Source organism: Variovorax gracilis, from assembly GCF_030317115.1.
Lineage (GTDB): Bacteria > Pseudomonadota > Gammaproteobacteria > Burkholderiales > Burkholderiaceae_C > Variovorax > Variovorax gracilis.
Window position 1 is genome coordinate 928795 of the sequence record NZ_JASZYF010000001.1, and the last position, 24027, is coordinate 952821.

The following is a 24027-nucleotide window of genomic DNA, read 5'->3' on the forward strand; positions in this document are numbered from 1 at the left end:
CAAGGCGCCGGTCAGAGTTCGAGGACCAGCCTGCCGCTTCCGCTGCAGGCCCGCGAGCAGCAGGTCATCATCTTCGTGCCGGCCTCGCGTTCGGCTCGCGTGAGCACGACGTCGCGATGGTCGACCTTGCCGGCCAGCACGCGCACCTCACACGAACCGCAGAGCCCCTCCTCGCAATCGCTCTGGACATCGATGTTGGCCGCGCGCAGGGCGCTCAGCACGGTCTGGTCGGCAGGCACGTGCACGACGATGCCGGAGTCCTTCAACTCGACGTCGAAGGCGTGTTCGCGAGAAGGGTCGAGGGTTCGCAGGGTCGACTCGAAGTGCTCGACATGGAGCGCGTCCTCGGGCCACGTGGCGCAATGCGCCTCCAGCGCCGACAGCATGCGCAGCGGCCCGCACGCATAGATCTGGGTGCCGGGTTCGGGCGAGGCGAGCAGCGCCGCAAGGTCGTTGCGCCGGCCTTCGTCGCCGGCGTAGACGATCAGTCGCTTGCCGTGCAGTCCGGTCAACTCGTCGACCATGGCCATGCTGGCGCGCGAGCGGCCGCTGTAGTGCAGCGCGTAGTCGATGCCCAATGCCTTCGCGCGTCGCGCCATCGCACTCACCGGCGTGATTCCGATGCCTCCGGCGACGAAGATCACTTTCTTCACCGTCTCGTCGAGGTGGAAGTGATTGCGCGGGCCGCGGATCTTGAGCTTGTCTCCGGCCTTCACGTTCGCATGCACCCAGGCCGAACCACCGCGGCCGTCCGCTTCGCGCAGCACCGCGATCTCGAGCGCGTTCACGTCGTCGGGGTCGCCGCACAGCGAGTACTGCCGCGAGAGTTCCGGATGGCCGCACTCGATGTCGATATGCGAACCCGGTGTCCAGCGCGGCATAGGGCGACCGTCCGGAGCGACGAGGCGGAGTTTCACGATGCCGTCCGCCACCCGCGTGACGCTCTCCACCACGACCGGCCGCGTGATCGCGCCCTTCGAGGGTTCGCCGAGCCGCACGGGCACGGAGACTTCGGGATGGCGCAGCGCGGCTTGCGTGCGCTCGGGGTTGCGGGCCGGATCCCATTCGACCCACAGGTGCTCCGGACCCCGGAACGAGGTGTTGGGCACGTACGAGAACGCCTGCGCCGAAAGGCGCATGTGGGGCAGCCGGCGCGTGAACTCCTCCAGGAAGATCTGCATCTCCATGCGCGCCAGGTTCTTGCCCATGCACTGGTGCGAGCCATAGCCGAAGGTGAGATGGTCGCTCGCGTTGTCACGCCGGATGTCGAACAGGTCGGCGTCCGCGAATCGGGCCTGGTCGTGGTTGGCCGACGAGGTGACGATCAGCAGCTTCGAGCCGGCGGGCAGGTCGACGCCACCCACCTGCGCATCGGACGTGACGATGCGGCGCCATGCCGCGACCGAGCCGTTGTGGCGCAGGCATTCCTCCACCGCGTTGGGGATCAGGCTCGGGTCTTCGCAGATGTCTCGCCACGCGTCGGGGTGCTGCAGCAGCAGCTTCATCGCGTTGGCGGTGGCGTTGGCCGTGGTCTCGTGTGCCGCGACGATGCCGGCCATCATCATCGAGTGGAGGTATGAGTCGGTGACGACCTCAGGCAACTGGCGCTGCTTGCGCAGCCCGTATTGCATCCAGCCGCCGCCTTCCGGGTCCTGGCGCATCTTGTCCAGCACCTTGCCGGCGAACTGCCAGAAGTTGCCGACCGCATGCGCCACCGCCACCTGCTCTTCCGGCTTCGGCCGGCCCCAGGTGTTGACGGTGTGCGCGATCGAATACTTGCGCAGCGTGTCCATGTCTTCCTCTGGCACGCCGAGGAAATGCAGGGCCACGGTCAGCGGCACTTCCCAGAGCATCTGGTCCACCAAGTCGGCGCGGCCGTCATCGATGAAGCGGTCGACGTACTCGCGCGCGAGCTGCCGCACCATCGGCTCGTGGTGCTTGAGTTCCTCGGGCGTGAACGGGTCCATCAAGGCGCGGCGGCGCGGCATGTGCGCCGGCTCGTCCTCGTTGACCAGCGTGCGGTTCAGCGCGAAGCCGTAGGACGCGAGCACCGCGTTCGCCTCATCGCCGGTCGGCGTGATCTTCTCGAGCGCGATGGAGGGGCTGAAGGTGATGTTGTCGCGAAAGATGGCCTTGATGTCGTCATAGCGCGTGACCACCCAGTAGCCGAGCTTCGGGCTCCAGAAGATCGGCTCCTGCTCGCGCGCCCAGCGTACGTACTCGGGTGGATCCTGCTGGTAGCCGTCCTCGAAGGGATCGAAGTCGGCGGCGCGCTGGCTGACCGGGCAGCCGGTCGGCGTTCGCTCGCCGGACAGCGCACCATGCGCCACTGGGCAACCGGCGGTTCCACGCGGGACTTCAACACTGCTCATGGCGCGCGCCTCCTCAGTCCAGGGAAATCTTCAGGTCACGGATCAGCTTCTGCCACTTGGTGGTTTCGGCCTTCAGCAACTCCGCGAACTGCGCGGGCGTGTTGCCGACGGGCTCCACACCGAAGTCGACCAGCCGCTTGCTGACGGCCGGATCATGGATGGCCGCAACGACCTGCTTGTTGATCGCGGCGATCGTCGCCGGGGGCGTGCCCGCTGGCACGACCATGCCGACGAGCGCGGCGGCTTCGACGTTCTTGAATCCCAATTCGGCAAAGGTCGGCACGTCCGGCAATTGCGGCAGCCGGGTCGCGTTGGCCACGGCGAGCGCCTTGACCTTTCCGCCCTTGATGAAGCCGGCACCCGCGGCCAGGTCGACCATCATGGCCGGGATCTGCCCGCCGGCGACGTCGGCCAGGGCCGGCGCGGCGCCGCGATACGGCGCATGGACCATCTCGAGGCCGGCTTCCGACTTCAGCAGTTCCATCGCCAGGTGATGCGGGCTTCCGGCCCCGGCCGAGCCGTAGTTGATGCCGCCGGGCTTGGCCTTGGCCTGGGCGATGAAATCCTTGGCGTCCTTGACCTCGATGCCGGGGCCCGCGACCAGGATCATCGGGAAGCGCCCCATCAGCGTGACGGGTGCGAGGTCCTTGGTCGGGCTGTAGCTGAGCGACTTGTAAAGCACCGGGTTGAAGACCAGCGTGCCGTTGTCAGCCGAAAGCACCGTGTAGCCATCCGCCGCGGCACGCGCCACCTCGGCGGCACCGAGCGCCGTGTTGCCGCCCGGCTTGTTGTCGACGACGACAGGCTGGCCCGCCTGTGTCGACCAGGTCTGGCCGATGGTGCGCGCGAGGAAGTCGGAGCCGCCACCCGCCGCGTAGGGAACGACCCATCGGACCGGCTTGCTCGGATAGGTCGACTGGGCCTGGGCGATCGCGGGCAGATGCAGGACGGGCAACGCCAGCAGCGTCGCGACAAGAAGTTTCTTCATCGGGTCGATCCTCATGGGTGAATTGCGTAATTGTTATACGCTATGCGTAACTAAAACATGGGGTTTGTACTGCCCCCCAACCCCTGAGTAGGATCAAGCGCCATGAGCAAGACCATGAATCCCGACGCAGCCGTGGACGCCGCCGCCCCGCGAGTGCTGGAGCGCCGGCAGCGTGTGCAGTCCGCCGAAACAGGCATGGCCGTGCTGAAAACCCTGTCGGGGATGGGCGGCAGCGCGGGCCTGTCCGCGCTCGCCGCGCAGGTGGGCGAAAGCCCGGCCAAGGTACATCGCTACCTGGCCAGCCTGATCCAGGAGGGCATGGTCGAGCAGGACGCCAGCTCCCAGCGCTATTTCCTCGGACCCGAACTGATCCAGATCGGACTGACGGCGATGCGGCAGGCCGAGCCGATCCGTCTCGCCGAACCCGCGCTGGTGCGGCTGCGGGAGAGCCTGGAGATCACCTGCTTCGTGGCCCTGATGGGCAACAAGGGGCCCACCATCATGCGATTCGAGGAGCCCGGCTTGCCGGTGACGGTCAATGTGCGCGCCGGGTCCGTGATGTCGCTGGTGTGGTCAGCGACCGGCCGGGTCTTCCTGGGATTGCTGGACGAGGCCCGCGTGCGCACCCTGGCGGCAGAAGAACTGGCGGCAGCGACGCCGGACATGCTCGCCCTGCTGCCCATGCCGGATCCGATCGACAGCCTGCAACGCGAAGTCCGGGCAGCCGGGTGCGCTGTCGTCAGGGACGTCTACCTGCGTGGCATCAGCGCCGTGGCCGCTCCCGTATTCGACTTCACGGGTCGGGTGTGCGCCGTGATCACCGCCCTGGGCGCGAGCGGCGGCTTCGATCCGTCGACGCATGGCCCGATCGCGACGGCCGTTCGACGTGAAGCGCAGGCCACCAGCGCCAAACTCGGCTACGCGGGCCCGCGGTCGGGAAACTGACGGCGCAAACTCTCGCGCCGGCGCCTCAGGACTTGCTCTCCGCCTCCTGCAGGAGCCGCCACATCACCTTGCCGCTGCCGCTCTTGGGCAGCGCATCGACGAACTGCACGGCGCGCGGGATCTTGTAGACCGCCATGTTCTCGCGGCACCAGTCGATGATCTGCTGCTCGGTCGTGTCCTTGTGCGTCGCACGCAGCACGACCACCGCCTTGACCGACTCGCCGCGGTAGGCATCCTTCATCGCGATCACGCAGGCTTCCTGGATCGCCGGGTGGCGGAACATCAGCAGTTCGACTTCGGCCGGCCAGACCTTGAAGCCGCTCGCGTTGATCATGCGCTTGAGGCGGTCGGTCATGAAGAAATAGCCGTCCTCGTCCATGCGGCCCATATCGCCCGAGCGGAAGAAGCGCTTGCCTTCGAACTCGATGAAGGCAGCGGCCGTCGCGTCGGGGCGCTTCCAGTAGCCCTGGAAGACTTCGGGGCCGTGGATGATGATCTCGCCCGATTCGCCGATGGGCATCTCCTGCAGCGTGTCAGGATCGACCACGCGCGCGTCGGTGCTCATGTAGGGAATGCCCAGGCACTGCTGCTTGGGGTTCTCGAACGGGTTGGCATGCGAGGGCGCGGCCGTTTCGGTCAGGCCATAGCCCTCCTGGTACTTCAGGCCGAACTGCTCCAGCAGACGCTGCGCGACGGCCTGCGGCATCGCCGCGCCGCCGCCGCCGATGTAGACCAGGCTGCTGAGGTCGTAGTTCGCGAAGTTCGGGCTGGCCATCAGATCGATGACCATGGTGGGGATGTTGGTCCAGCTCGTGACCTTGCGGCGCGAGATCAGGCGACCGGCGACGTCGCGGTCCCAGCGCGGCATGATGACCAGCGTGCCGGCCATCAGGATCGTGGTGTGCATCATGCTCACCACGCCGGTGATGTGGAACATCGGCACCACCGCCAGCACCACCGCTTCCGACGACCCCAGGCCCCACAACTGGCCGGCGAAGGCGTTGTGCATCAGGCTCGAATGGTGGTGGATGCAGCCCTTGGGCAGCCCGGTGGTGCCGCTGGTGTAGGGCAACAGTGCCATGTCGTTGGCGCCGGCCACGTGCTCGGGTGCCGCATGCCCGGCATTCATCGCGTCGGTCCAGGCCGTGACGGCGCCGCCTTCGAGCGCCGGCAAGGGGTGTCGTGTCAGCAGCCAGTCACGCCAGGCCGCAGCGGGCGCCTCGTCGCCGGCCACTTCGGCATCGAAGGTGTCGGTGAACTGCGTGACGATCATGTGCGAGAGCCGGTCCTTGGGCTCCAGCGCGTTGCTGGCCTTGGCGAGCTCGGGCGCCAGATCGCCGGTGGTGATCGCGACCTTCGCGTCCGGGTCGGTGACGTAGTGCTTCAGCTCCTCGGCGCGGTTCATCGGATTGACCGGCACCACGACGGCGTTGGCGCGCAGGATCGCGAAATGCGCGATCACGAGTTGCGGGCAGTTCTGCATGTCGAGCAGCACCCGGTCGCCGCGCTTCACGCCCAGCGCATGCAGCGTGCCGGCGAGGCGCTCGGCCTGCGCCGCAAATTCGCGATACGTGATCTCGCTGCCGAAGAAGACGAGCGCGGCCTTGTCGGGGAAGCGGGCGGCGGCGGTGGCGAGGTTGTGCCACAGGGAGGTGGCGGGAACGGTGATCGAACGGGGCAGGCGCTGGGGCCAGAATTTGTAGTGCGGGCGATCCATACAGTCTCCAAACAGCGTGAGAGCCTACGACGCCCGGCGGAGCGCCTGCATCGGGGAAGCCCCGAAGCCGTCACATGGGCGACTCGCCAGGGTCGGTTGCTCTTGTTGCACCAAAGGCCGACAGACGCCGCCACCGATATGCCGTACAACGGCAGGCTCCGTTCAACCCACCCACCAAGGAGTACACATGGCTGCAGACAAGCACGCAAGCGTTCACTGGGAAGGCGCCGGCAAGACCGGCAAGGGCCAGATCAGCACCGAGACCGGCGCGCTGAAGGACTACCCCTACGGCTTCGCGAGCCGCTTCGAGGACGACAAGCGCGGCACCAACCCGGAAGAGATCCTGGGCGCGGCGCACGCCGGCTGCCTCACCATGGCCTTCGCCTTCGCGCTCGAAGGTGCGGGCTTCACCGCCAGCGCGATCGACACCAAGGCGGCGGTGCGGCTCGCCAAGGACGGCCCGGGCTTCAAGATCGACCGGATCCAGCTCGAACTCGAAGCCAGCATCCCGGGCATCGACGAAGCCAAGTTCCAGGAACTGGCCGCCGGCGCGAAAGCAGGCTGCCCGCTGTCGAAGGCGCTCGCCAGCGTGCCGGAGATCACGCTGAAGGCCACGCTCAAGAGTTGATGCCTTGGGCCGAATGGCGCTGTTTATGATCCCTCGCTCAACGAGGAGACAGACATGAACATCGCCCGCAAAGGCATCGCGGCGGTCCTGTGCATGGCGGCGTGCGCCACGGCCATGGCCGCCTTTCCCGAGAAGCCGATCAAGATCGTGATCGGCTTTCCTGCCGGAGGGCCGCTCGACCAGCACGCACGCCTGCTCACCGACAAGCTGCAGGCCGTGCTGGGCCAGCCCGTCATCGTCGACTACAAGCCGGGCGCGGGCGGCTCGGTCGGCGCCGAAGCCGTCGCCAGGAGCCCGGCGGACGGCTACACGCTGATGCTCGCCAACACCGGCGTGGCGGTGATCAACGGCGCGCTTTACACCAAGCTGCCCTACAACACGCTCAAGGACTTCACGCCGATCGCCCGCACGGCCATGCAGCCGCTCGCGCTGCTGGTGACGCCGAAGCTGCCCGTGTCCAATCTCAAGCAGTTCGTCGACTACGCCCGCGCCCGGCCTGGCCAGATCAACTATGGCTCGGCAGGCAACGGCGGCATCAGCCATCTGGTGCCTGAGATGTTCAAGAGCGCCACCGGCATCTTCATGGTCCATATCCCCTACCGCGGCAGCGCTCCGGCCTTCACCGACCTGATGGGCGGGCAGGTGCAATTCATGGCCGAATCGATTCCGCAGGCAGCCAACTATCACAAGCAGGGCAAGGTCCGGGCGCTGGCCGTCACGAGCGCCACGCGCAACCCGGCCCTCCCCGACGTGCCGACGGTGATCGAGGCCGGCATCAAGGGGTTCGAGGTGGTCGGGTTCTACGGCTTCCTCGCGCCCGCCGGCACGCCGAAGGACGTGGTCGCCAAGCTCAGCGACGCTTTCAGGCAAGTGCTGACCAGCCCCGAGGTGCGCGACCGCATGGTGAGCCAGGGGGCCGATCCGGCCTTCCTCGGCTCAGAGGATTTCGCGAAGTTCCTGGTGGCTGAAACGCCCCGATGGGAAAAGGCGGTCAAGGCTTCCGGCGCACGGATGGACTGAACCGGCACAGCTCTTGCGTACAGCCGATGGATTCCCCATCGACTTACCCAGGAGCCCTGCCATGAAGTATTCCAAGCGCCAGTTCGCGTCGATCCTCGCCGCGGCCGCGCTGTTCAGCGTCGGTGCCGCGCACGCCCAGAATGCGCTCGACAACGTCCTGAAGGCCAAGACCATCAAGATCGCCGTGCCGACGGACTACCCGCCCTACGGCTCGGTCGACAAGAACATGGCACCGCAAGGCCTCGACGTCGAGATGGCCCAGCTCATCGCGAGCAAGCTGGGCGTCAAGGTAGAGCTGGTGCCTGTGACCAGCGCCAACCGCATCCCCTACCTGCAGACGCGCAAGGCGGACCTCGTGATCTCCACGCTCGGCAAGAACGCCGAGCGCGAGAAGGTCATCGACTTCTCCGCCGCCTACGCGCCCTTCTTCCAGGCGGTGTACGCCTCGAAGAACCTCAACATCAAGAGCTTTGCCGACATGGGCGGCAAGAGCGTGGCCGTGACGCGCGGCGCAATGGAAGACCAGGAGCTCGCCAAGGTGGCGCCGTCCAACGTCGACTACAAGCGCTTCGAGGACAACAACGCCACCATCGCCGCCTTCGTCGCGGGCCAGACGCAGACCATCGCAACCAGCGCGGCCGTGGCCGGCGACATGATGCAGAAGAACCCACAGCTCGGCGCCGAATACAAGCTGCTGCTGAAGGACAGCCCTTGCTTCATCGGCATCGCCAAGGGCGAGGATGCGCTGAAGACCAAGGTCAACAACATCATTGCCGGCGCGAAGAAGGACGGCACGCTCGACGCCATGGCGAAGAAGTGGCTCGGCCGGCCCGCTGGCGACCTGCCGGTCTGACCGGCCCGGCCAGCCATGGGCATCGAATTCGACTTCGGCGCCGTCCTCGGCCAGTGGCCCCTGCTCGTCAGGGGCGTGCTCTGGACGCTGGGCCTGACAGCCATCGCGACCGCGATCGGCATGGTGGTCGGCGTGGCCTGCGCCTGGGCCCGCGCGAACGGCCCCGCGTGGCTGCGCTGGATCGTGGGCAGCTATGTGGAGCTGATTCGCAACACGCCCTTCATCGTGCAGCTCTTCTTCATCTTCTTCGGGCTGCCGGCGGCGGGCTTCAAGCTCTCGCCGGAGGTGGCTTCGATCATCGCGATGGTGATGAACCTCGGCGCCTATGCGACCGAGATCATCCGCGCCGGCATCGAGGCCACGCCGCGCGGCCAGATCGAGGCCGCCGTGAGCCTGGCACTCAACAAGGTGCAGGTGTTCATGCGCGTGGTGCTGCCGCCCGCGATGAAGAAGGTCTGGCCCGCGATGGTGAGCCAGATCATCATCGTGATGCTGGGCTCCGCCGTGTGCAGCCAGATCTCGACCGAGGAACTGAGCTACGCCGCGAACCTGATCCAGAGCCGCAACTTCCGCGCGTTCGAGGCCTTCATCGTCGCGACGGTGATCTACCTGGCGCTGTCGATGGGCGCACGCCGGCTGCTCAACTGGGCCGGCCCCAGGTACTTCGGACGCTGAGGCACTCATGACCGACTTCTCGCTCTGGGACATCCTGCGCAATCTGCTGATGGCGTTGCGCTGGACGGTCGTGCTGTCGCTGATCGCCTTTGTCGGCGGCGGCGTGGTGGGCGGCCTGCTGCTTTTCCTGCGCCTGTCCGGTGGCCGGGCGGCCGATCGGCTGGTCAGCCTCTACGTGCAAGTCTTCCAGGGGACGCCGCTGCTGATGCAGTTGTTCCTGGCGTACTTCGGCATTGCATTGTTCGGCATCGACGTCTCCGCGTGGACTGCCGCCTCGGTCGCGCTCACGCTCTACACCAGCGCCTTCCTCACCGAGATCTGGCGCGGCTGCGTGGCTTCCATTCCCAAGGGGCAATGGGAGGCATCCGGCAGCCTCGCGCTGAGCTTCGCAGAGCAGATGCGCCACGTGATCCTGCCGCAGGCCCTGCGCATCGCGGTGGCGCCGACGGTGGGCTTTCTGGTGCAGGTCATCAAGGGCACGGCGCTGGCCTCGGTGATCGGCTTCGTCGAACTCACCAAGGCGGGCAGCATGATCTCGAACGCGACCTTCAAGCCTTTCGTCGTGTTCAGCTGCGTCGCCCTGCTCTATTTCGTGCTGTGCTTTCCCGTGAGCCTGTACGCCAAGAACCTCGAGAGGAAGATCCATGGCGCTCGTCGCTGAAGCCCCCGTTCCCGCCGCCGCCCAACTGGCCGCAGCGCCAATCGTGCGCATCACGGCGCTGCGCAAGTCCTACGGCAGCAACGAGGTGCTCAAGGGCATCGACCTCGAAGTCAAGCGCGGCGAAGTGATCGCGATCATCGGCAAGAGCGGTTCGGGCAAGAGCACCCTGCTGCGCTGCATCAACGGGCTTGAAGTCTTCCAGGAAGGTTCCCTCACGGTGGATGGCAAGCCGCTGCTGCACGAGAGCGCGATGGCGATGCGCGAGTTGCGCCAGCGCGTGGGCATGATCTTCCAGAGCTTCAACCTGTTTCCGCACTTGACGGTCGGACGCAACGTGATGCTCGCGCCGACCCTGGTGAAGAAGCGCAGCAGCATCGAGGCGGCATCGCAGGCGCGCAAGCTGCTCACGCGCGTCGGGCTGGCCGAGAAGTTCGACGCCATGCCCGACCAGCTGTCCGGCGGCCAGCAGCAGCGCGTGGCGATCGCCCGCGCGCTGGCGATGGAGCCCGCGGTGCTGCTGTGCGACGAGATCACTTCCGCGCTCGACCCCGAGCTCGTGGGCGAGGTGTTGCGTGTGGTGGAATCGCTCGCCGACGAGGGCATGACGCTGCTGATGGTGACGCACGAGATGAGCTTCGCGCGCAAGGTGAGCGACCGCGTGATCTTCATGCATCAGGGCCGCGTGCACGAGATGGGTCCACCGGCCGAGCTGTTCGGGAACCCGCAGACGGCCGAACTGAAACAGTTCCTTTCGTCCTTGCACGACTGAGCGGACGGCGTCCGGGGAACCCCCCGGCCTGTGGCAAGCTCGGAGCGGTATGCGAAACCGCCCGTCTCTCCGATCCCGCCGTTCCCTCCTGCGCGCGCTGCTCGGCGCCTGCGCGACGCCGATGCCGTTCGCGGCGCTGGCCGGATTCAACTTCTTCACCAGCGAATACACCGCGAGCCGCGAGGAGTTGCAGGCGCAGATCGCCAAGCGCTTTCCGGTGCAAAGGCGCTATGCGGACCTCTTCACCGTCGGGCTGCGCGATCCCCGGTTGGGCCTGGACCCTCGCAGCAACCGCGCGGCGATCACGGCGGTGCTGTCGATCTCGAGCCCGTTGCTGCAGCCGCAGACGGTGGAAGGCATCGTGTCGGTCAGCAGCGCACTCAGGTACGACGCACCCGCGCGTGCCTTGCGACTGGATCGTCCGCAGGCGGAGCGACTCGAACTGCAGGGCGTGACGGGCCGAGACGCGGAGCGCCTCCAGAACATCGGCGCCGTGGTGGCGCAGGAGCTTCTGCGCGACCAGGCGCTGCGTACCTTCACCGCGGAAGAGCTGACCGTAGGCCGCAAGACCTACGAGATCGGCGCGATCACGGTGCAAGATGACGGGATCACCGTGGAACTCAAATGAGGATGAAACAAAGCAGGGTCACACCATGGTTGCTGTGCCTGTCGATGGCCGCAGGCTGTGCGACGTCCAGCCGCGACGCCAAGCCGACCATCGACCTGCAGGCGCACCGGGGCGGCCGCGCGCTCGCCCCTGAAAACACGCTGGCGGCCTTCTCCAAGGCGGTCGGCCTCGGCGTGACCACGCTCGAACTCGACATCGGGCTCACGGCCGATGACGTCGTGGTCATTTCCCACGACACGGTGCTGAACCCCGATCACACGCGCGACGCACGCGGCGCCTTCCTCGCTTCCAAGGGGCCGGCGATCCGATCACTGCAGCTCGCGCAACTGCAGGCCTACGACGTCGGCCGCATCGATCCCGCGAGCAACTACGCCAAGGCTTTCCGGAAGCAGTTGATCAACGACGGCGAGCGCATCCCGACCTTGGCCGCTCTGTTCGATCGCGTGCGCGAAATGGGCGCGGACCAGGTCCGCTTCAACATCGAGACCAAGCTGGAGCCGGCGCGGCCGGACGAAACAGCCTCGCCCGAACAGATGGTCCGCGCGTTGCTGGTGGAGATCGACAAGGCCGGCATGTCCCAGCGCGTGACCATCCAGAGCTTCGACTGGCGCTCGCTCGCACTCGTCGCTCAGCAGGCGCCCCAACTGCCCCGCGCCTACCTCACGAGCCCCCGAACGCTCAAGGACAGCCGCTGGACCTCGGGCCTGCGCATCGAGGACTTCGGCTCCGCGCCGCGGCTCGTGAAGGCGGCCGTCGGCGACAGCCAGGCGCCGGTGATCTGGTCGCCTGCATTCAACGATCTCACCCTCGCCCAGGTGAAGGAGGCTCAGGCACTCGGCCTCCGCGTGCTGCCCTGGACGGTGAACGAACGCGCCGACATGGCGCGGCTCATGGACTGGGGCGTGGACGGACTCATCACCGACGATCCGGCCATCCTGCGCGACGTGATGTCCGAACGCGGCGTCCCGCTGCCTGCGCGCGGCCGTTGAGCCGGTTCGCGTCGATTCAGACGTGACGCGCGGCTCTCGTGGGCCGCGCGCTCGCGAGAGGCTGGCGGTCGGCTCGGGCGTGCAGCGTCTCGATGATGTGGCATTGCGCATCCGTGCCGTCGCAGCAGTCGCGCAGCGCGATCAGGTCCTTCTCCAGCGAGCGCAATTCGCGAAGCCGCTCGCGCACGTGGCCGAGGTGCGAATCGAGCGCCACGCAGGCCGCATCGCAATCGGCCTTGCTGCGCAGGTCGAGCGCCAGCAGGGTGCGCACCTCGTCGAGCGACATGTCCATCGCGCGGCACAGGCGAATGAAGCGCAGGCGGTGCACGTCCGCGTCGCTGTAGATGCGGTAGCTGTTGTCGCTGCGCGCCTGCGGTGCGACGAGGCCTTCCTTCTCGTAGTAGCGGATGTTGGCGGCGCTGACGCCGCTGCGGTCGGCGGCGTCGCCGATGCGGTAGCCCTGATCGTTGGCCATGGATGGATGTTCAAGTGACTTCAAGGTTGGACGATGGTGGCACCTCGACGGCCGAAGCGCAACGGATCGAAGGGCGCGAGGTCGATGTCCGGCCGCGTGCCCGACAGCAATTGCGCCACGACACGTCCGGTGCGCGCCGAAGCGCCGAGCCCCACGTGCCCGTGCCCGAAGGCCAGCACCACGTCGGCTGTCGCGCGAGAACGGCCGATGCAGGGCAAGCCATCCGGCAGGCTGGGACGATGCCCCATCCATCGGTGCAGGCGGGCCGCGGGCAACGGCGATGGCAACGCAGGGAACATCGAGCGCATGTGGTCCCGCAGGATGTCGGCGCGGCGCCAGTCGGGCGCGGCGTCGAGGCCCGCGATCTCGACCTGCCCAGCGACACGCAGGCCACCCTCCATCCAGTGGGCGATCAGCTTGCCATCCGCCGCCATCATCGGCGTGCGCGGGCCGCCTTCGGGCGCGTCGAGCATCACGTGGTAGCCGCGCTCCGATTCGAGCGGCACCGCGCAGCCGGCCGCGGCCGCCAGCGCTTTCGAACGCGCACCGGCGCATATGACCGCGGCGTCGCAGGGAATCTCGCCAGACTCGGTGTGCACGGCGCGTAGACGGCCATCTTCGATGCGGAAGCCTGTGGCGCGGCCTTGCACAGTCGCCGCGCCCCGATCCACGGCATGCCTTGCCAGCGCTGCGACATAGGCGCCCGGGTCGCGGCAATGCCCGGCCTCGGGCACGAAGATACCGAGCGTGTAGCGCGCATCCAGATCGGGCTCGCGCCCTCGAAGCGTTTCGGCGTCCCACTCCGTCCATTGCACGCCAGCGCGCTGTCGTACGCGCCATGCCAAGGCGTCGCCTTCGAACTCGGCGCGCGAGCGGTAGACGTGCAGCAGGCCGCGCCGCTCGATCGATTGCGGCACGCCGGCTTCGTGCGCGAGCCGCGCGTGGAGTGCGGGTGCATCGGCCAGCAGCGTGCGCAATGCATCCGCGATGCGCTGCACGCGCTTCTCGGTCCAGCCGGAGGCGAGATAGCGCATGAGCCATGTCGCCACACGAGGCAGATAGCGGCAGCGCACCGCCAAAGGCCCGAGGGGATCGAGAAGGTAGCCCGGCACTTTTCTCCATGCGCCCGGCAGCGCGGGAGGCACGACCGAATGAGACGAGAGCCACCCTGCGTTGCCATAGCTGGTCGCATGCTCGGCTCCGGGTTCCGAGGGGTCCACCAGCGTCACCTTGTGGCCGGCACGCAGTGCTTCGATGGCACTGACGCAGCCGACCGCGCCGGCACCGATCACGACCACGTGTCGCGAGGCGGCCGACGCCCTGTCATTTACAACTGTCATCCGGCCGATCCTAAAGGCAGGGGCCGCCATAATCGTTCGATGTCCGATCAGCCTCATCCCGGCAACCTTGGCACCGCGCGGGCGGGCGCCATCACCGATGTCGCCGGCATCGAAGTCGGCCACTACAGCGATCCTCGCCGCCCCACCGGCTGCACGGTGATCCTCGCGCGCAACGGCGCGGTGGCAGGCGTCGACGTGCGCGGCGCCGCACCCGGAACGCGCGAGACCGACCTGCTCGCGCCGGGCAACTTCGTCCAGCATGTGCACGCGGTGATGCTCGCGGGCGGGAGCGCCTGGGGCCTGGCGGCGGCCGATGGCGCAACGCGCTGGCTGGAAGAACGGGGCGTCGGTCTGGACGTTCGCTACGGCACGCTCCCGATCGTGCCGGCCGCCGTGCTGTTCGACCTTCCTGTCGGCGATGCCCGCATCCGGCCCGACGCCGCCGCGGGCTACGCGGCCTGCGGGGCGGCCTCTTCTTCAGCGCCGGCGGAGGGCAACGTGGGCGCAGGCAGCGGCGCGCTGGTCGGCAAGCTGTTCGGCGTACATCGTGCGATGAAGGGTGGCATCGGCACCGCATCGATCGCTGTCAACGGCGTCACGGTCGGCGCACTGGTCGCCTGCAACGCGCTCGGCGATGTGATCGACCCCGACACCGCGCAAGTCATTGCCGGCGCCCGCACCGAGGACGGCAGGGCCCTTCTCGACACGCGCCGCGCATTGCTTCGCGGCGAGGTGCCCAGGCCCCTTCTGGCCGGAACCAACACCACGCTGGGCGTGATCGCGACCGATGCCGTGCTCACCAAAGTGCAGGCCACCCGACTGGCCAACGTTGCGCATGATGGCCTCGCACGCGCCATAAACCCGGTTCACACGATGAGCGACGGCGATACGCTCTTCACGCTCGCGACCGGGCGCGTGCCGCTCGAAGGCGATGCGCCGGGCATGACGGTCCTGGGCACGATGGCTGCCGAAGTCGTGGCGATCGCCACGCTGCGCGCCGTGCGCGCGGCAACTTCAGTCCGCATCGGCGAAAGCTACTTTCCCTGCGCCGCGGACCTGGGCTGAAAGCCCCCGCCGGGAGGCATAGTCCGTTGGTCCCAGCGGGCGCCCAGCATGGCCGAAACGGCAACGACCGCAAGCAGGAGCAAGGTGCCGAAGCCTGCATACAGAAGCAGCTTCAGCGGTGAGATGACCGAGAAAAGATGATGACCAGCAATGAGCAGCAGCACCGCCAGGGCGAGCAGTGCCATGAAGAGCTTTCCCAGGAAGGCCAGTCGGGTCTTGAGGTTCGTCATGGTCGGGCAAGGGTCGAGCGGGAGTCGGGCGATGAATGAACTGGGCCGTGTGTCGCTATTGGGCGCGCCCCAACGACCATCATCAATAACCGGGGGGGTGTATTGACGGCTGCGCAAAGCCTTGCTAGGCCACTCGCGCAAGCCTCGTTCGCACGCGCTTTGTAACGAGGGCCGGCCCAAAGCAAATGAAAATGCCGCTGCCGCGCCACCCGCCAACAAGACAAAGAGCCCGTTCCACGTCACCGCATGCCTCAAGCCATACGCCTTTTCCTTCTCTCTATCCGTGACTTGATCGCTTCCGCCGGACCGGTGATCTTCCTCGTCATCGGACTGCTGGTCGCAGCCTACTGGTGGCTCCAGCCCCAACCGCCCAAGCAGGTGACGCTCGCCACAGGGCCTGCGGGCAGCGCCAATGCGGAGTTCGGCAAGCGGTACGCGGCCGCATTGAAGACCGACGGCATCGAGGTCGTGCTCAAGCCGACCGACGGCTCCCTGGACAACCTGCAGTTGCTGCGCAATGGCGGAGCCGACGTGGCCTTCGTGCGCGGCGGCAGCGCCGATCCGGTGAAGGATGAGCAAGCCGGCCTCACCTCGCTCGGCAGCCTGTTCTTCGAGCCGCTCTGGTTCTTCTATCGCACGGATGCGGCTCGCAAGGTCGACCGCAAGACCGCCACGCTCACATCGCTCACGCAGTTCAAGGGGCTGCGCATCAACGTCGACAAGCCCGGCAGCGGCGTGCCCGACATCATGGACAGGATGTTCCGCGCCAATCACATGGACCCGGCGACCCTGGAGTTGTCCAACCTTGAGCAGACGCCCGCCACCGAGGCACTGCAGGCGGGCTTGCTCGACGTGATCGTGCTGGCCTCGGCCCCGCAATCGCCGCTGGTGCAGCGCCTGCTGCGCGCGCCGGACATCCAGTTGATGGATTTCCCGCAGAGCGATGCCTATTCGCGGCGCTTCGCCTTCCTGCAGCCGGTGACCTTGCCCCGCGGCGTGGTCGACCTGGCGGCGGACCTGCCGTCGCAAGACGTGTCGCTGCTTGCTGCGACGACGTCGTTGCTGGCGCGCGAGGAGACGCATCCTGCCCTGCGGCAATTGTTCGCGCAGAGCGCGCAGACGCTGCACGGCGGGGCTGGCTGGTTCAACCGCGCACGCGATTTCCCCAATACCCGCACCAGCGAGTTGCCGGTGAGCCCCGAGGGCGATCGCGCGATCAATGGCACGCCGCCGTTCTGGCAGCGCTACCTTCCCTTCTGGGCGAGCAACCTGGTCGAGCGGATGTGGCTGGTGCTGGGCGGCTTGCTGGTGCTGATGCTGCCCTTGAGCCGCGTGGTGCCGCCCCTCTATCAGTTCCGGGTGCGCCGTCGCGTGTTCCGCTGGTATGCGCGCTTGCGCGATGTCGAGGCCCGGCTCGAATCCGGCAAGGGCACGACGGACACGCTGCTCAAGGAACTGGACGACCTGGACCGGGTGGTCAACAAGGTGGCGGTGCCGCTGTCCTATGCGGACGAGCTCTATGCGCTGCGCAACAACATCTACGCAGTCCGCAAGCGCATCCTGGCGCGATCGCCGAGCGGCGACGCAACCGCATCACCCGCCATCGAGCCCCGCTCCGCCTGACCCCAAGTCCAGAAACACCGTGGAACCGGCCTTGCCGGGCCGCCGGTGTTGCCCCTGGCAGGGGATAGGCGGCTACGCGAAGCGAGCAAGCCTGGGGGCGAGCTTCACCTCTCCAGGCGAAGCAGCTTGCCGTTGCTGCTGTCCGTCAGCAGGTAGAGCCAACCATCCGGACCCTGCCGCACGTCGCGAATGCGCTCCGCGCGATCGGCAAGGAGCCGCTCACGCGACGTCACCGTGTTGCCGTCGAGGGTGAGCCGCCACAACGCCGTACCGGCCAGCGCTCCGATAAACAGATTGCCTTTCCAGGCCGGCAGCATGTCGCCGGTATAGAACGCCATTCCGCTCGGCGCGATCGACGATTTGGTCGTGCCGGGCGTCCAGGCGGAGCCATCGATCTTTTCCCAGTACGTCAACGGCTGCTCCATGCCCGCCTTGGCCGTGCCTTCGCCGACCTGGGTGAGCGTGCCGTATTCCTGCCCGTAGCTGATGACCGGCCAGCCGTAGTTCCTGCCCGCCAGCACCAGATTGACCTCGTCGCCGCCTTGCGGACCGTGCTCGCTGATCCAGAGCTCGCCCGTCACCGGATGCAGCGCCGCACCCTGCGGATTGCGATGGCCGTAGCTCCAGATATGCGGCTGCGCCCCCGCGGTGCCCGTGAACGGATTTCCCGCCGCCGGCGCCCCGTCGGTACTGATGCGCACGACCTTGCCGTGGCCGCGCGTAAGGTCCTGCGCAAAGCCGCGCTGCGTGTCCAGCAACCGCTCGCCCAGCGTGACGAAGAGAAAGCCGCTGCGGTCGAACACCAGGCGCGAGCCGAAATGCGCCGTGCTGTCCACCTTGGGCGATTGCCGGTAGATGACGACGACATTGGAGAGACTGCGATTGATCGTGTCGAGCTCGGCACGTGCGACGGCGGTGCCGTTGATGTTCGAGTTCGACGCGTCCCGCTCGGCATAGCTGAAGTAGATCCGGCGGTTGTTTGCGAAGGCAGGGTCGACGACGACGTCGAGCAGGCCGCCCTGCCCGATCACGGCGACTGCCGGAACGCCGCTGACCTGATCGGCACCGCCGTTGACCGGGGAGCCATCTGCATTACGCATCCTCAACTGGCCGCCGCGCTGCGTGATCAGCATCCGGCCATCGGGGAGGAAAGCGAGGCCCCAGGGGGCATCCAGTCCGGTCGCCACCTCCGTGACCTTGAAGGTCATCGGGGCCGTGGAACCAGGCGGGGCCCCGGAGGGCTGCACCGCCACGCTCATGATCGGCTGCGCCGGGGCGACCGCGGGCGTCGGGGTCGCAGTGGCGCCGACGCCAAACGCTGCGACCGACACGTTGGCGCCACCACCACCGCCTCCGCAACCCGCGAGAAGCGACAGCGCCACCACAAAGCACCGAGTCGTCACTTTCATGCCCGCTCCTTCTGGCGCCCGCGGCGCCGAACTGGAATGGGACAGAGTTTGCCCCGCGCGGGCGCCTTGCGGCGCCCGGATTAGCCCTTGCTACTTCAGGGCCTTGAAGCGCATCCGGTGCGGCTTGGCGCCTTCTTCGCCCAGACGCTTCTTCTTGTCGGCTTCGTACTCCTGGTAGTTGCCGTTGAAGAAGGTCCACTGGCTATCGCCTTCGGCCGCCAGGATGTGGGTCGCGATACGGTCGAGGAACCAGCGGTCATGGCTGATGACCAGCACAGAGCCTGCGAACTCGAGCAGCGCGTCCTCCAGCGCACGCAGCGTCTCGACGTCCAGGTCGTTCGACGGTTCGTCGAGCATCAGCACGTTCCCGCCCGCGATCAGCGTCTTGGCCAGGTGCAGCCGGCCGCGTTCACCGCCGGACAGGGTGCCGACCTTCTTCTGCTGGTCCGCACCGTTGAAGTTGAAGCGGCCGGCATAGGCGCGGCTCGCCATCTGGAACTTGCCGACATTGATGATGTCGAGGCCGTTCGAGATGTCTTCCCACACCGTCTTCTCGTTGCCGAGCGCGTCGCGGCTCTGATCGACGAAGGCCATCTTGACCGTCTGGCCGATCACCACTTCGCCGGTATCGGGCGTTTCCTTGCCAGCGATGAGCTTGAACAGTGTCGACTTGCCGGCGCCGTTCGGGCCGATGATGCCGACGATCGCGCCGGCAGGAATCTCGAAGCTCAGGTTGTCGATCAGCACGCGATCGCCGAATGACTTCGTGACGTTCTTGAACTCGATTACCTGGTTGCCCAGCCGCTCCGCCACAGGAATGAAGATTTCCTGGGTTTCGTTGCGCTTCTGGTATTCGAAATCGCTCAATTCCTCGAAGCGGGCCAGACGCGACTTGCTCTTGGCCTGGCGCGCCTTCGGGTTCTGGCGCGACCATTCGAGTTCCTTCTTCAGGGCCTTGGCGTGGGCTTCCTCGCTCTTCTGCTCTTGCGCCAGGCGTTCGCCCTTCTGCTCGAGCCAGGTGCTGTAGTTGCCCTTCCATGGAATGCCGCGGCCGCGGTCCAGTTCGAGAATCCACTCGGCGGCGTTGTCGAGGAAGTAGCGATCATGGGTGATCGCCACCACGGTACCCGGAAAGCGCTGCAGGAACACTTCGAGCCATTCCACCGATTCGGCGTCCAGGTGGTTGGTCGGCTCGTCGAGCAGCAGCATGTCGGGCTTGCTCAGCAGCAGTCGGCACAGCGCGACACGGCGCTTCTCGCCACCGGACAGCACGCCGATGTTGGCCTCCCACGGCGGCAGGCGCAGCGCGTCGGCGGCGATCTCGAGCTGGTGCTCGGAGTCCGTACCGGCGGTGGCGATGATGGCTTCGAGTTCGGCCTGTTCGGCAGCGAGCGCGTCGAAGTCCGCGTCCTCGGCGCCATACGCCACATACACCTCTTCAAGGCGCGCCTTGGCAGCGTAGACCGCGCCCATCGCTTCCTCGACCGATTCGCGCACCGTGTGCGCGGCATTGAGCTTGGGCTCCTGCTCCAGGTAGCCGATCGTGAGGCCGGGCATCGGCAGCGCCTCTCCTTCGATTTCCTTGTCGATGCCGGCCATGATCTTGAGCAGCGACGACTTGCCGGACCCGTTCAGGCCGAGCACGCCGATCTTGGCGCCCGGGAAAAAGGAAAGCGAAATGTCCTTCAAGATCTGCCGCTTGGGCGGCACGGTCTTGCTGACCTTGTTCATGGTGTAGACGTACTGGGCCATGTTTATCTTTGCTTCGGTGAAATGAGTTTGAGCTTGGGAAAATAGGTCTTGTAGCGCGCGCTGTCGCGCGACACGAGGGTGCAGCCCATCAGTTGGGCATGCGCGCCGATATAGAAATCAGGCAGCAACGTGGGCCGCGTTCCACCCGCCTTGCGATACTTGTGGAATGCGGTTGCGGCACTGCGTGCCGCTGCGAAAGGCAGTTCAAGCCGCTCGTAGAGCCGCGGCGGCATCGCGGCATCGGCATCCCGGTCGGAATTGAAATACGCCGACACCTCGGCGTAGATCAGTGGGTTGATCGCCAGTTTGCCACGGTTCAGGCAATCGCCGATGGTCGCGGCCGACCAGTCCATCCATTGGGGGTCCTGATGGATGACGTCGATGAGAACGTTGCTGTCGATCAGGAACAGTTCGGCCGCCTCAGCGTTCGCCACGCGTCATCTCCAGCCATTCGTCGGCCGAGAGTTCCAGGTTCGAGGTCGCACTGCCCCGCAGCAGGGCAATGGCCTCTTCGGCCGGCGAGGTCTTGCGCTTGACCGGCCGCACCACGATCTGCTTGTTGCGGTACTCGAATTCGACCTCGTCGTAGGGCTTGAGCCCCGCGAGTTCACGAATGTTCTGTGGGATGGTGACCTGACCTTTGGACGTGAGCCGCATGCTTTCCTTCGGGTCCCTGAGTAATACCGACGAGGTAAGAGTTTACCGCATCGACGCCCCGCCCGGGGTTCGACTCGGGGTTCGGGCCGACTCATGCGACAATACGGTCTGTTGCCGGGTCCAGTTGCCCGCAGCGCCGGCTCTCTGCCGGGGACAAAGAAGGCCTATCCCTCCGTATGGGCAGGTTTTCCGGCTCCCACCCCTGACCTTCATTCACCCTTACTGGCTCGACGTCCGACTTGACGCCCGAGCGGGTGAATACCACTGCGCCGTGTAGGGCGCTTGTTGAACTCAATGAACTTTGATGAACTGAAGCTGGCCCCGGCCATCTTGAAAGCCGTGCATGAGCAGGGCTACGAAACTCCCACCCCGATCCAGGCCCAGGCCATTCCGGCGGTGCTCGAGGGGCACGATCTTCTGGGCGGCGCCCAGACCGGCACCGGCAAGACCGCTGCCTTCACCCTTCCCCTGCTGCACAGGCTCACGATGAGCCGCAGCGCCACCAACAAGTTCGGCGGCACCGGCGTTCGCGCCCTGGTGCTGACCCCCACGCGTGAACTCGCGGCCCAGGTCGAGGAATCGGTTCGCACCTACGGCAAGTACCTCCAGCTGAGCTCGACCGTGATCTTCGGCGGCGTCGGCATGAACCCGCAGATCAGCAAGCTCAAGAGCGGCGTCGACATCCTGGTGGCGACGCCCGGCCGCCTGCTCGACCTGCAGCAGCAAGGCATGCTTGACCTGTCCACCGTGCAGATGCTGGTGCTCGACGAGGCCGACCGCATGCTCGACATGGGCTTCATCCATGACGTGAAGAAGATCCTCGCGCTGGTCCCCAAGGAAAAGCAGAGCCTGCTGTTCTCGGCCACCTTCAGCGACGAGATCCGCGACCTCGCCGCCACGCTGCTGAAGAACCCTCAGAGCATCCAGGTCACGCCGCGCAACACCACCGTGCAGCGCATCACCCAGGTGATCCACCCGGTCGGCCGCGGCAAGAAGAAGGCCCTGCTCGCACACATCATCAACGAGCACAACTGGAGCCAGGTGCTGGTGTTCACCCGCACCAAGTTCGGCGCCAACAGCGTGGCCGAATTCCTGACCAAGAACGGCATCGAAGCGATGGCGCTTCACGGCAACAAGAGCCAGAGCGCGCGCACGCAGGCGCTGGCCGGCTTCAAGAGCGGTGACATCCGCGCGCTGGTCGCAACTGACATCGCCGCACGCGGCATCGACATCGACGAGCTGCCGCACGTCGTGAACTACGAGATCCCCAACGTCAGCGAGGACTACGTGCACCGCATCGGCCGCACGGGCCGCGCGGGCGCGAGCGGCGAAGCCGTGAGCCTGGTCTGCCTGGATGAAGAAGGCTTCATGCAGGAGATCGAGCGCTTCACCAAGCAGCAGATCCCGGTCAAGACCATCGACGGCTTCGGCCCCGAGGAAGGCGAACGCGCCGAGCCGATCGCCATGGGCCGCCAGACCATCTGGGGCGGCGCAGGCCGTCCGCCGAGCCGCGACGTGATGCAGGCCGCGGCCAAGGCCGCGCGTCAGGAGATGATGCAGCGCATCCGCGAGAACAAGGCCGGCCAGGGCGAGCGCAGCGGTGGCAATGGCGGCGGCAATGGCGGTGGCCAGCGTCGCGGCGGCGGCAACGGCCAGGGCCAGGGCGCACCTGGCGGCCGCAACGCCAATGGCGGCGGTCAGGGTCAGCGTGGCCAAGGTGGGCGTGGCCAAGGCCCGGCGCGTGGTCCGCAAGGCCCGGCGCGCGCGCCGCACCATGCACCCGTGCACCATCACCACGGTCACGACCATCTGCCGCACGAGGAGCGCCAGCCGCGCCATCACGGCAACAGCCACAGCCCGACACAAGCCGATGCGGTCGCGCACCTGCGCGCTGAAGCGGTCGCAGGCGGTGCAGGCCAGCCCGATCCGTTGCGCACCAGCGTGGACAGCCTCGGCGCTGGCCGTGGTCGTCGTGGCGGCGGTGGCGGCTACGGCGGCAACCGTTCCGGTGGCGGCGGCGGCGGCGGCCGCTCGGGTGGCGGTCGCTCCGGCGGCGGATACGGCGGCGGCGGCGGATACGGCGGCGGTGGCCGCTCGTTCGGCCGCTGAGACCCGGCCATCCTGCAAACCAAGGGCGCTTCGGCGCCCTTTTGCGTTTCAGCTCAATCGCTGGCTGCTTTGCCGGTCGAACAAATGCACGCTCTCACTGGCGATCACCAGGCCGACCATCTGGTCGGGCTGCGCGTCGACCCGTCCGTGCACCGCCAGCGTGATCTGCGCCTCCCCGACCTCGACCAGCAATTCGGTCTCCGCTCCCGTGGGTTCGACCACGATGACCTTGGCCGGCACGCCATTGGCGGGGTCGGACAGCGTGATGTCGCCCGGTCGAACGCCGTAGTGCACGGCCTTCCCCTCTTCCGCTGACATACCGGCAGGTACCGGCCACATCGCACCATGCGCCTCGACCGTGCAGCGTCCGTTGCTTCGCCTCACGTTCCCTTCGATGACATTCATCGCCGGCGAGCCGATGAACTGCGCCACAAAGAGGTTGTCGGGTCGGTCATAGAGTTCGAGTGGCGTTCCGATCTGCTCGACCGCGCCGTCGTGCATGACCACGATACGGTCGGCCATGGTCATGGCCTCGATCTGGTCGTGCGTGACATACACGGTGGTGGTCTTCAGGCGCTGGTGCAAGGCCTTGATCTCGGCGCGCATCGCGACGCGCAGCTTCGCATCGAGGTTGGACAAGGGCTCGTCGAAGAGGAACACCTTGGGATCACGCACGATCGCCCGCCCCATCGCGACACGCTGGCGCTGCCCGCCCGACAATTCGCGCGGATAGCGGCCGAGCAGCTTGTCCAGGTTGAGGATCTTCGCCGCATCGGCCACGCGCTTCTCGGTCACGCCCTTGTCGGCGTTGCGCAGCCGCAGGCTGAAGCCCATGTTCTCGCCAACCGTCATGTGCGGGTATAGCGCGTAGCTCTGGAACACCATCGCGATGTCGCGGTCCTTCGATTCGAGTTCGTTGACCACCCGGCCGTCGATCATGATCTCGCCGCCGGTGATGTCCTCCAGGCCCGCCAGCATGCGCAGCAAGGTGGATTTGCCGCACCCCGACGGCCCGACGAGCACGACGAACTCGCCATCCTCGATCTCGAAGCCAAGCCGCTCGATGATCTGAGTCTTGCCGTAGGACTTCTGGACGTTCTGAAATGTGACGGAAGCCATATC

The 24027-nt window shown here is 66.8% G+C and carries 23 protein-coding genes; 12 read left to right on the top strand and 11 right to left on the bottom strand.

What is annotated here, in order from left to right:
- Positions 1-11: 11 nt before the first annotated feature.
- Together QTH97_RS04435 and QTH97_RS04440 are read right to left on the bottom strand one after the other, a co-directional pair.
- Entirely contained in the window at positions 12-2372 is a 2361-nt protein-coding gene (locus QTH97_RS04435) for a cytochrome P450/oxidoreductase (RefSeq protein WP_286566842.1), read from the bottom strand.
- 13 nt (positions 2373-2385) lie between these two features.
- Positions 2386-3360: a Bug family tripartite tricarboxylate transporter substrate binding protein gene (locus tag QTH97_RS04440; RefSeq protein ID WP_286566843.1), complete on the bottom strand. Its 975-nt coding sequence runs from the start codon at positions 3358-3360 to the stop codon at positions 2386-2388.
- A gap of 102 nt (positions 3361-3462) precedes the next feature.
- Between QTH97_RS04440 and QTH97_RS04445 the strand changes: the two genes are divergently transcribed.
- On the top strand, positions 3463-4305 hold the full coding sequence (locus QTH97_RS04445) for an IclR family transcriptional regulator (RefSeq protein WP_286566844.1): 843 nt from the start codon (positions 3463-3465) through the stop codon (positions 4303-4305).
- Between the two features lie 25 nt (positions 4306-4330).
- Here the strand turns inward: QTH97_RS04445 and QTH97_RS04450 are convergent, their stop codons facing one another.
- Positions 4331-6022, bottom strand: coding sequence for a long-chain fatty acid--CoA ligase (locus QTH97_RS04450; RefSeq protein WP_286566845.1), 1692 nt, complete (start codon positions 6020-6022; stop codon positions 4331-4333).
- A 187-nt stretch (positions 6023-6209) separates the two neighbouring features.
- On the opposite strand from QTH97_RS04450, the gene QTH97_RS04455 reads away from it, so the two are divergent.
- The 8 genes from QTH97_RS04455 to QTH97_RS04490 all read left to right on the top strand — a co-directional run bounded on the left by QTH97_RS04455 (position 6210) and on the right by QTH97_RS04490 (position 12245).
- Positions 6210-6650, top strand: coding sequence for an OsmC family protein (locus QTH97_RS04455; RefSeq protein WP_286566846.1), 441 nt, complete (start codon positions 6210-6212; stop codon positions 6648-6650).
- A 54-nt stretch (positions 6651-6704) separates the two neighbouring features.
- Positions 6705-7670 (top strand): Bug family tripartite tricarboxylate transporter substrate binding protein, encoded by a 966-nt coding sequence (locus QTH97_RS04460; protein ID WP_444813370.1) that lies wholly within the window; start codon positions 6705-6707, stop codon positions 7668-7670.
- Between the two features lie 61 nt (positions 7671-7731).
- Positions 7732-8523, top strand: a complete 792-nt coding sequence (locus QTH97_RS04465; RefSeq protein ID WP_286566847.1) for a transporter substrate-binding domain-containing protein — start codon at positions 7732-7734, stop codon at positions 8521-8523.
- Positions 8524-8538: 15 nt separating this feature from the next.
- The gene (locus tag QTH97_RS04470) at positions 8539-9198 is read left to right on the top strand and encodes an amino acid ABC transporter permease (protein WP_286566848.1); all 660 of its coding nucleotides are present in this window, start codon (positions 8539-8541) and stop codon (positions 9196-9198) included.
- Between the two features lie 7 nt (positions 9199-9205).
- Positions 9206-9859 carry an amino acid ABC transporter permease gene (locus QTH97_RS04475; RefSeq protein ID WP_286566849.1) on the top strand — a complete coding sequence of 218 codons (654 nt, stop codon included), beginning with the start codon at positions 9206-9208 and terminating at the stop codon, positions 9857-9859.
- Positions 9843-10628, top strand: a complete 786-nt coding sequence (locus QTH97_RS04480) for an amino acid ABC transporter ATP-binding protein (RefSeq protein ID WP_286566850.1) — start codon at positions 9843-9845, stop codon at positions 10626-10628. Before QTH97_RS04475 ends, QTH97_RS04480 begins: the two co-directional genes overlap by 17 nt.
- Positions 10629-10677: 49 nt before the next feature.
- A complete protein-coding gene (locus QTH97_RS04485) occupies positions 10678-11256 on the top strand; it encodes a YceB family lipoprotein (protein WP_286566851.1) in 579 nt (192 codons plus the stop codon).
- On the top strand, positions 11253-12245 hold the full coding sequence (locus tag QTH97_RS04490; RefSeq protein WP_286566852.1) for a glycerophosphodiester phosphodiesterase: 993 nt from the start codon (positions 11253-11255) through the stop codon (positions 12243-12245). The genes QTH97_RS04485 and QTH97_RS04490 overlap by 4 nt, the downstream gene beginning before the upstream one ends.
- Positions 12246-12261: 16 nt before the next feature.
- Here QTH97_RS04490 and QTH97_RS04495 read toward each other — a convergent pair whose 3' ends face one another.
- Together QTH97_RS04495 and QTH97_RS04500 are read right to left on the bottom strand one after the other, a co-directional pair.
- Positions 12262-12720: a Cd(II)/Pb(II)-responsive transcriptional regulator gene (locus tag QTH97_RS04495; RefSeq protein WP_286566853.1), complete on the bottom strand. Its 459-nt coding sequence runs from the start codon at positions 12718-12720 to the stop codon at positions 12262-12264.
- Between the two features lie 20 nt (positions 12721-12740).
- The gene (locus QTH97_RS04500; RefSeq protein ID WP_353655618.1) at positions 12741-14060 is read right to left on the bottom strand and encodes an NAD(P)/FAD-dependent oxidoreductase; all 1320 of its coding nucleotides are present in this window, start codon (positions 14058-14060) and stop codon (positions 12741-12743) included.
- Positions 14061-14099: 39 nt separating this feature from the next.
- On the opposite strand from QTH97_RS04500, the gene QTH97_RS04505 reads away from it, so the two are divergent.
- Positions 14100-15125, top strand: a complete 1026-nt coding sequence (locus QTH97_RS04505) for a P1 family peptidase (protein ID WP_286566855.1) — start codon at positions 14100-14102, stop codon at positions 15123-15125.
- Here QTH97_RS04505 and QTH97_RS04510 read toward each other — a convergent pair.
- Positions 15095-15355, bottom strand: a complete 261-nt coding sequence (locus tag QTH97_RS04510) for a hypothetical protein (RefSeq protein ID WP_286566856.1) — start codon at positions 15353-15355, stop codon at positions 15095-15097. The genes QTH97_RS04505 and QTH97_RS04510 overlap by 31 nt on opposite strands.
- Before the next feature lie 246 nt (positions 15356-15601).
- Between QTH97_RS04510 and QTH97_RS04515 the strand changes: the two genes are divergently transcribed.
- Positions 15602-16978, top strand: a complete 1377-nt coding sequence (locus tag QTH97_RS04515; RefSeq protein WP_286566857.1) for a TAXI family TRAP transporter solute-binding subunit — start codon at positions 15602-15604, stop codon at positions 16976-16978.
- A gap of 104 nt (positions 16979-17082) precedes the next feature.
- On the opposite strand, the gene QTH97_RS04520 is transcribed toward QTH97_RS04515, so the two are convergent.
- From QTH97_RS04520 to QTH97_RS04535, 4 genes are all read right to left on the bottom strand, one after another.
- The gene (locus QTH97_RS04520; protein ID WP_286566858.1) at positions 17083-18387 is read right to left on the bottom strand and encodes a PQQ-dependent sugar dehydrogenase; all 1305 of its coding nucleotides are present in this window, start codon (positions 18385-18387) and stop codon (positions 17083-17085) included.
- A gap of 90 nt (positions 18388-18477) precedes the next feature.
- Positions 18478-20139 (bottom strand): energy-dependent translational throttle protein EttA, encoded by a 1662-nt coding sequence (ettA, locus tag QTH97_RS04525; RefSeq protein ID WP_286566859.1) that lies wholly within the window; start codon positions 20137-20139, stop codon positions 18478-18480.
- 2 nt (positions 20140-20141) lie between these two features.
- Positions 20142-20573, bottom strand: coding sequence for a type II toxin-antitoxin system VapC family toxin (locus tag QTH97_RS04530; protein WP_286566860.1), 432 nt, complete (start codon positions 20571-20573; stop codon positions 20142-20144).
- A complete protein-coding gene (locus QTH97_RS04535) occupies positions 20560-20796 on the bottom strand; it encodes an AbrB/MazE/SpoVT family DNA-binding domain-containing protein (RefSeq protein WP_286566861.1) in 237 nt (78 codons plus the stop codon). The genes QTH97_RS04530 and QTH97_RS04535 overlap by 14 nt, the downstream gene beginning before the upstream one ends.
- A 294-nt stretch (positions 20797-21090) precedes the next feature.
- Here QTH97_RS04535 and QTH97_RS04540 point away from each other — a divergent pair, with 294 nt between their 5' ends.
- The gene (locus QTH97_RS04540; protein WP_286566862.1) at positions 21091-22905 is read left to right on the top strand and encodes a DEAD/DEAH box helicase; all 1815 of its coding nucleotides are present in this window, start codon (positions 21091-21093) and stop codon (positions 22903-22905) included.
- Between the two features lie 48 nt (positions 22906-22953).
- Here QTH97_RS04540 and QTH97_RS04545 read toward each other — a convergent pair whose 3' ends face one another.
- Positions 22954-24024, bottom strand: coding sequence for an ABC transporter ATP-binding protein (locus QTH97_RS04545; RefSeq protein WP_286566863.1), 1071 nt, complete (start codon positions 24022-24024; stop codon positions 22954-22956).
- Positions 24025-24027: the final 3 nt, after the last annotated feature.

Excerpts from the sequence above, each read along its gene's own strand:
- QTH97_RS04485 (WP_286566851.1), top strand. The coding sequence starts at position 10,678 with ATGCGAAACCGCCCGTCTCTCCGATCCCGCCGTTCCCTCCTGCGCGCG.
- QTH97_RS04470 (WP_286566848.1), top strand. The coding sequence starts at position 8,539 with ATGGGCATCGAATTCGACTTCGGCGCCGTCCTCGGCCAGTGGCCCCTG.
- QTH97_RS04435 (WP_286566842.1), bottom strand. The coding sequence starts at position 2,372 with ATGAGCAGTGTTGAAGTCCCGCGTGGAACCGCCGGTTGCCCAGTGGCG.
- QTH97_RS04495 (WP_286566853.1), bottom strand. The coding sequence starts at position 12,720 with ATGGCCAACGATCAGGGCTACCGCATCGGCGACGCCGCCGACCGCAGC.
- QTH97_RS04475 (WP_286566849.1), top strand. The coding sequence starts at position 9,206 with ATGACCGACTTCTCGCTCTGGGACATCCTGCGCAATCTGCTGATGGCG.
- QTH97_RS04535 (WP_286566861.1), bottom strand. The coding sequence starts at position 20,796 with ATGCGGCTCACGTCCAAAGGTCAGGTCACCATCCCACAGAACATTCGT.
- QTH97_RS04465 (WP_286566847.1), top strand. The coding sequence starts at position 7,732 with ATGAAGTATTCCAAGCGCCAGTTCGCGTCGATCCTCGCCGCGGCCGCG.
- QTH97_RS04515 (WP_286566857.1), top strand. The coding sequence starts at position 15,602 with ATGCCTCAAGCCATACGCCTTTTCCTTCTCTCTATCCGTGACTTGATC.
- QTH97_RS04510 (WP_286566856.1), bottom strand. The coding sequence starts at position 15,355 with ATGACGAACCTCAAGACCCGACTGGCCTTCCTGGGAAAGCTCTTCATG.
- QTH97_RS04480 (WP_286566850.1), top strand. The coding sequence starts at position 9,843 with ATGGCGCTCGTCGCTGAAGCCCCCGTTCCCGCCGCCGCCCAACTGGCC.
- QTH97_RS04460 (WP_444813370.1), top strand. The coding sequence starts at position 6,705 with ATGAACATCGCCCGCAAAGGCATCGCGGCGGTCCTGTGCATGGCGGCG.
- QTH97_RS04445 (WP_286566844.1), top strand. The coding sequence starts at position 3,463 with ATGAGCAAGACCATGAATCCCGACGCAGCCGTGGACGCCGCCGCCCCG.
- QTH97_RS04490 (WP_286566852.1), top strand. The coding sequence starts at position 11,253 with ATGAGGATGAAACAAAGCAGGGTCACACCATGGTTGCTGTGCCTGTCG.
- ettA (WP_286566859.1), bottom strand. The coding sequence starts at position 20,139 with ATGGCCCAGTACGTCTACACCATGAACAAGGTCAGCAAGACCGTGCCG.
- QTH97_RS04455 (WP_286566846.1), top strand. The coding sequence starts at position 6,210 with ATGGCTGCAGACAAGCACGCAAGCGTTCACTGGGAAGGCGCCGGCAAG.
- QTH97_RS04540 (WP_286566862.1), top strand. The coding sequence starts at position 21,091 with ATGAACTTTGATGAACTGAAGCTGGCCCCGGCCATCTTGAAAGCCGTG.
- QTH97_RS04440 (WP_286566843.1), bottom strand. The coding sequence starts at position 3,360 with ATGAAGAAACTTCTTGTCGCGACGCTGCTGGCGTTGCCCGTCCTGCAT.
- QTH97_RS04450 (WP_286566845.1), bottom strand. The coding sequence starts at position 6,022 with ATGGATCGCCCGCACTACAAATTCTGGCCCCAGCGCCTGCCCCGTTCG.
- QTH97_RS04520 (WP_286566858.1), bottom strand. The coding sequence starts at position 18,387 with ATGAAAGTGACGACTCGGTGCTTTGTGGTGGCGCTGTCGCTTCTCGCG.
- QTH97_RS04500 (WP_353655618.1), bottom strand. The coding sequence starts at position 14,060 with ATGACAGTTGTAAATGACAGGGCGTCGGCCGCCTCGCGACACGTGGTC.
- QTH97_RS04505 (WP_286566855.1), top strand. The coding sequence starts at position 14,100 with ATGTCCGATCAGCCTCATCCCGGCAACCTTGGCACCGCGCGGGCGGGC.
- QTH97_RS04545 (WP_286566863.1), bottom strand. The coding sequence starts at position 24,024 with ATGGCTTCCGTCACATTTCAGAACGTCCAGAAGTCCTACGGCAAGACT.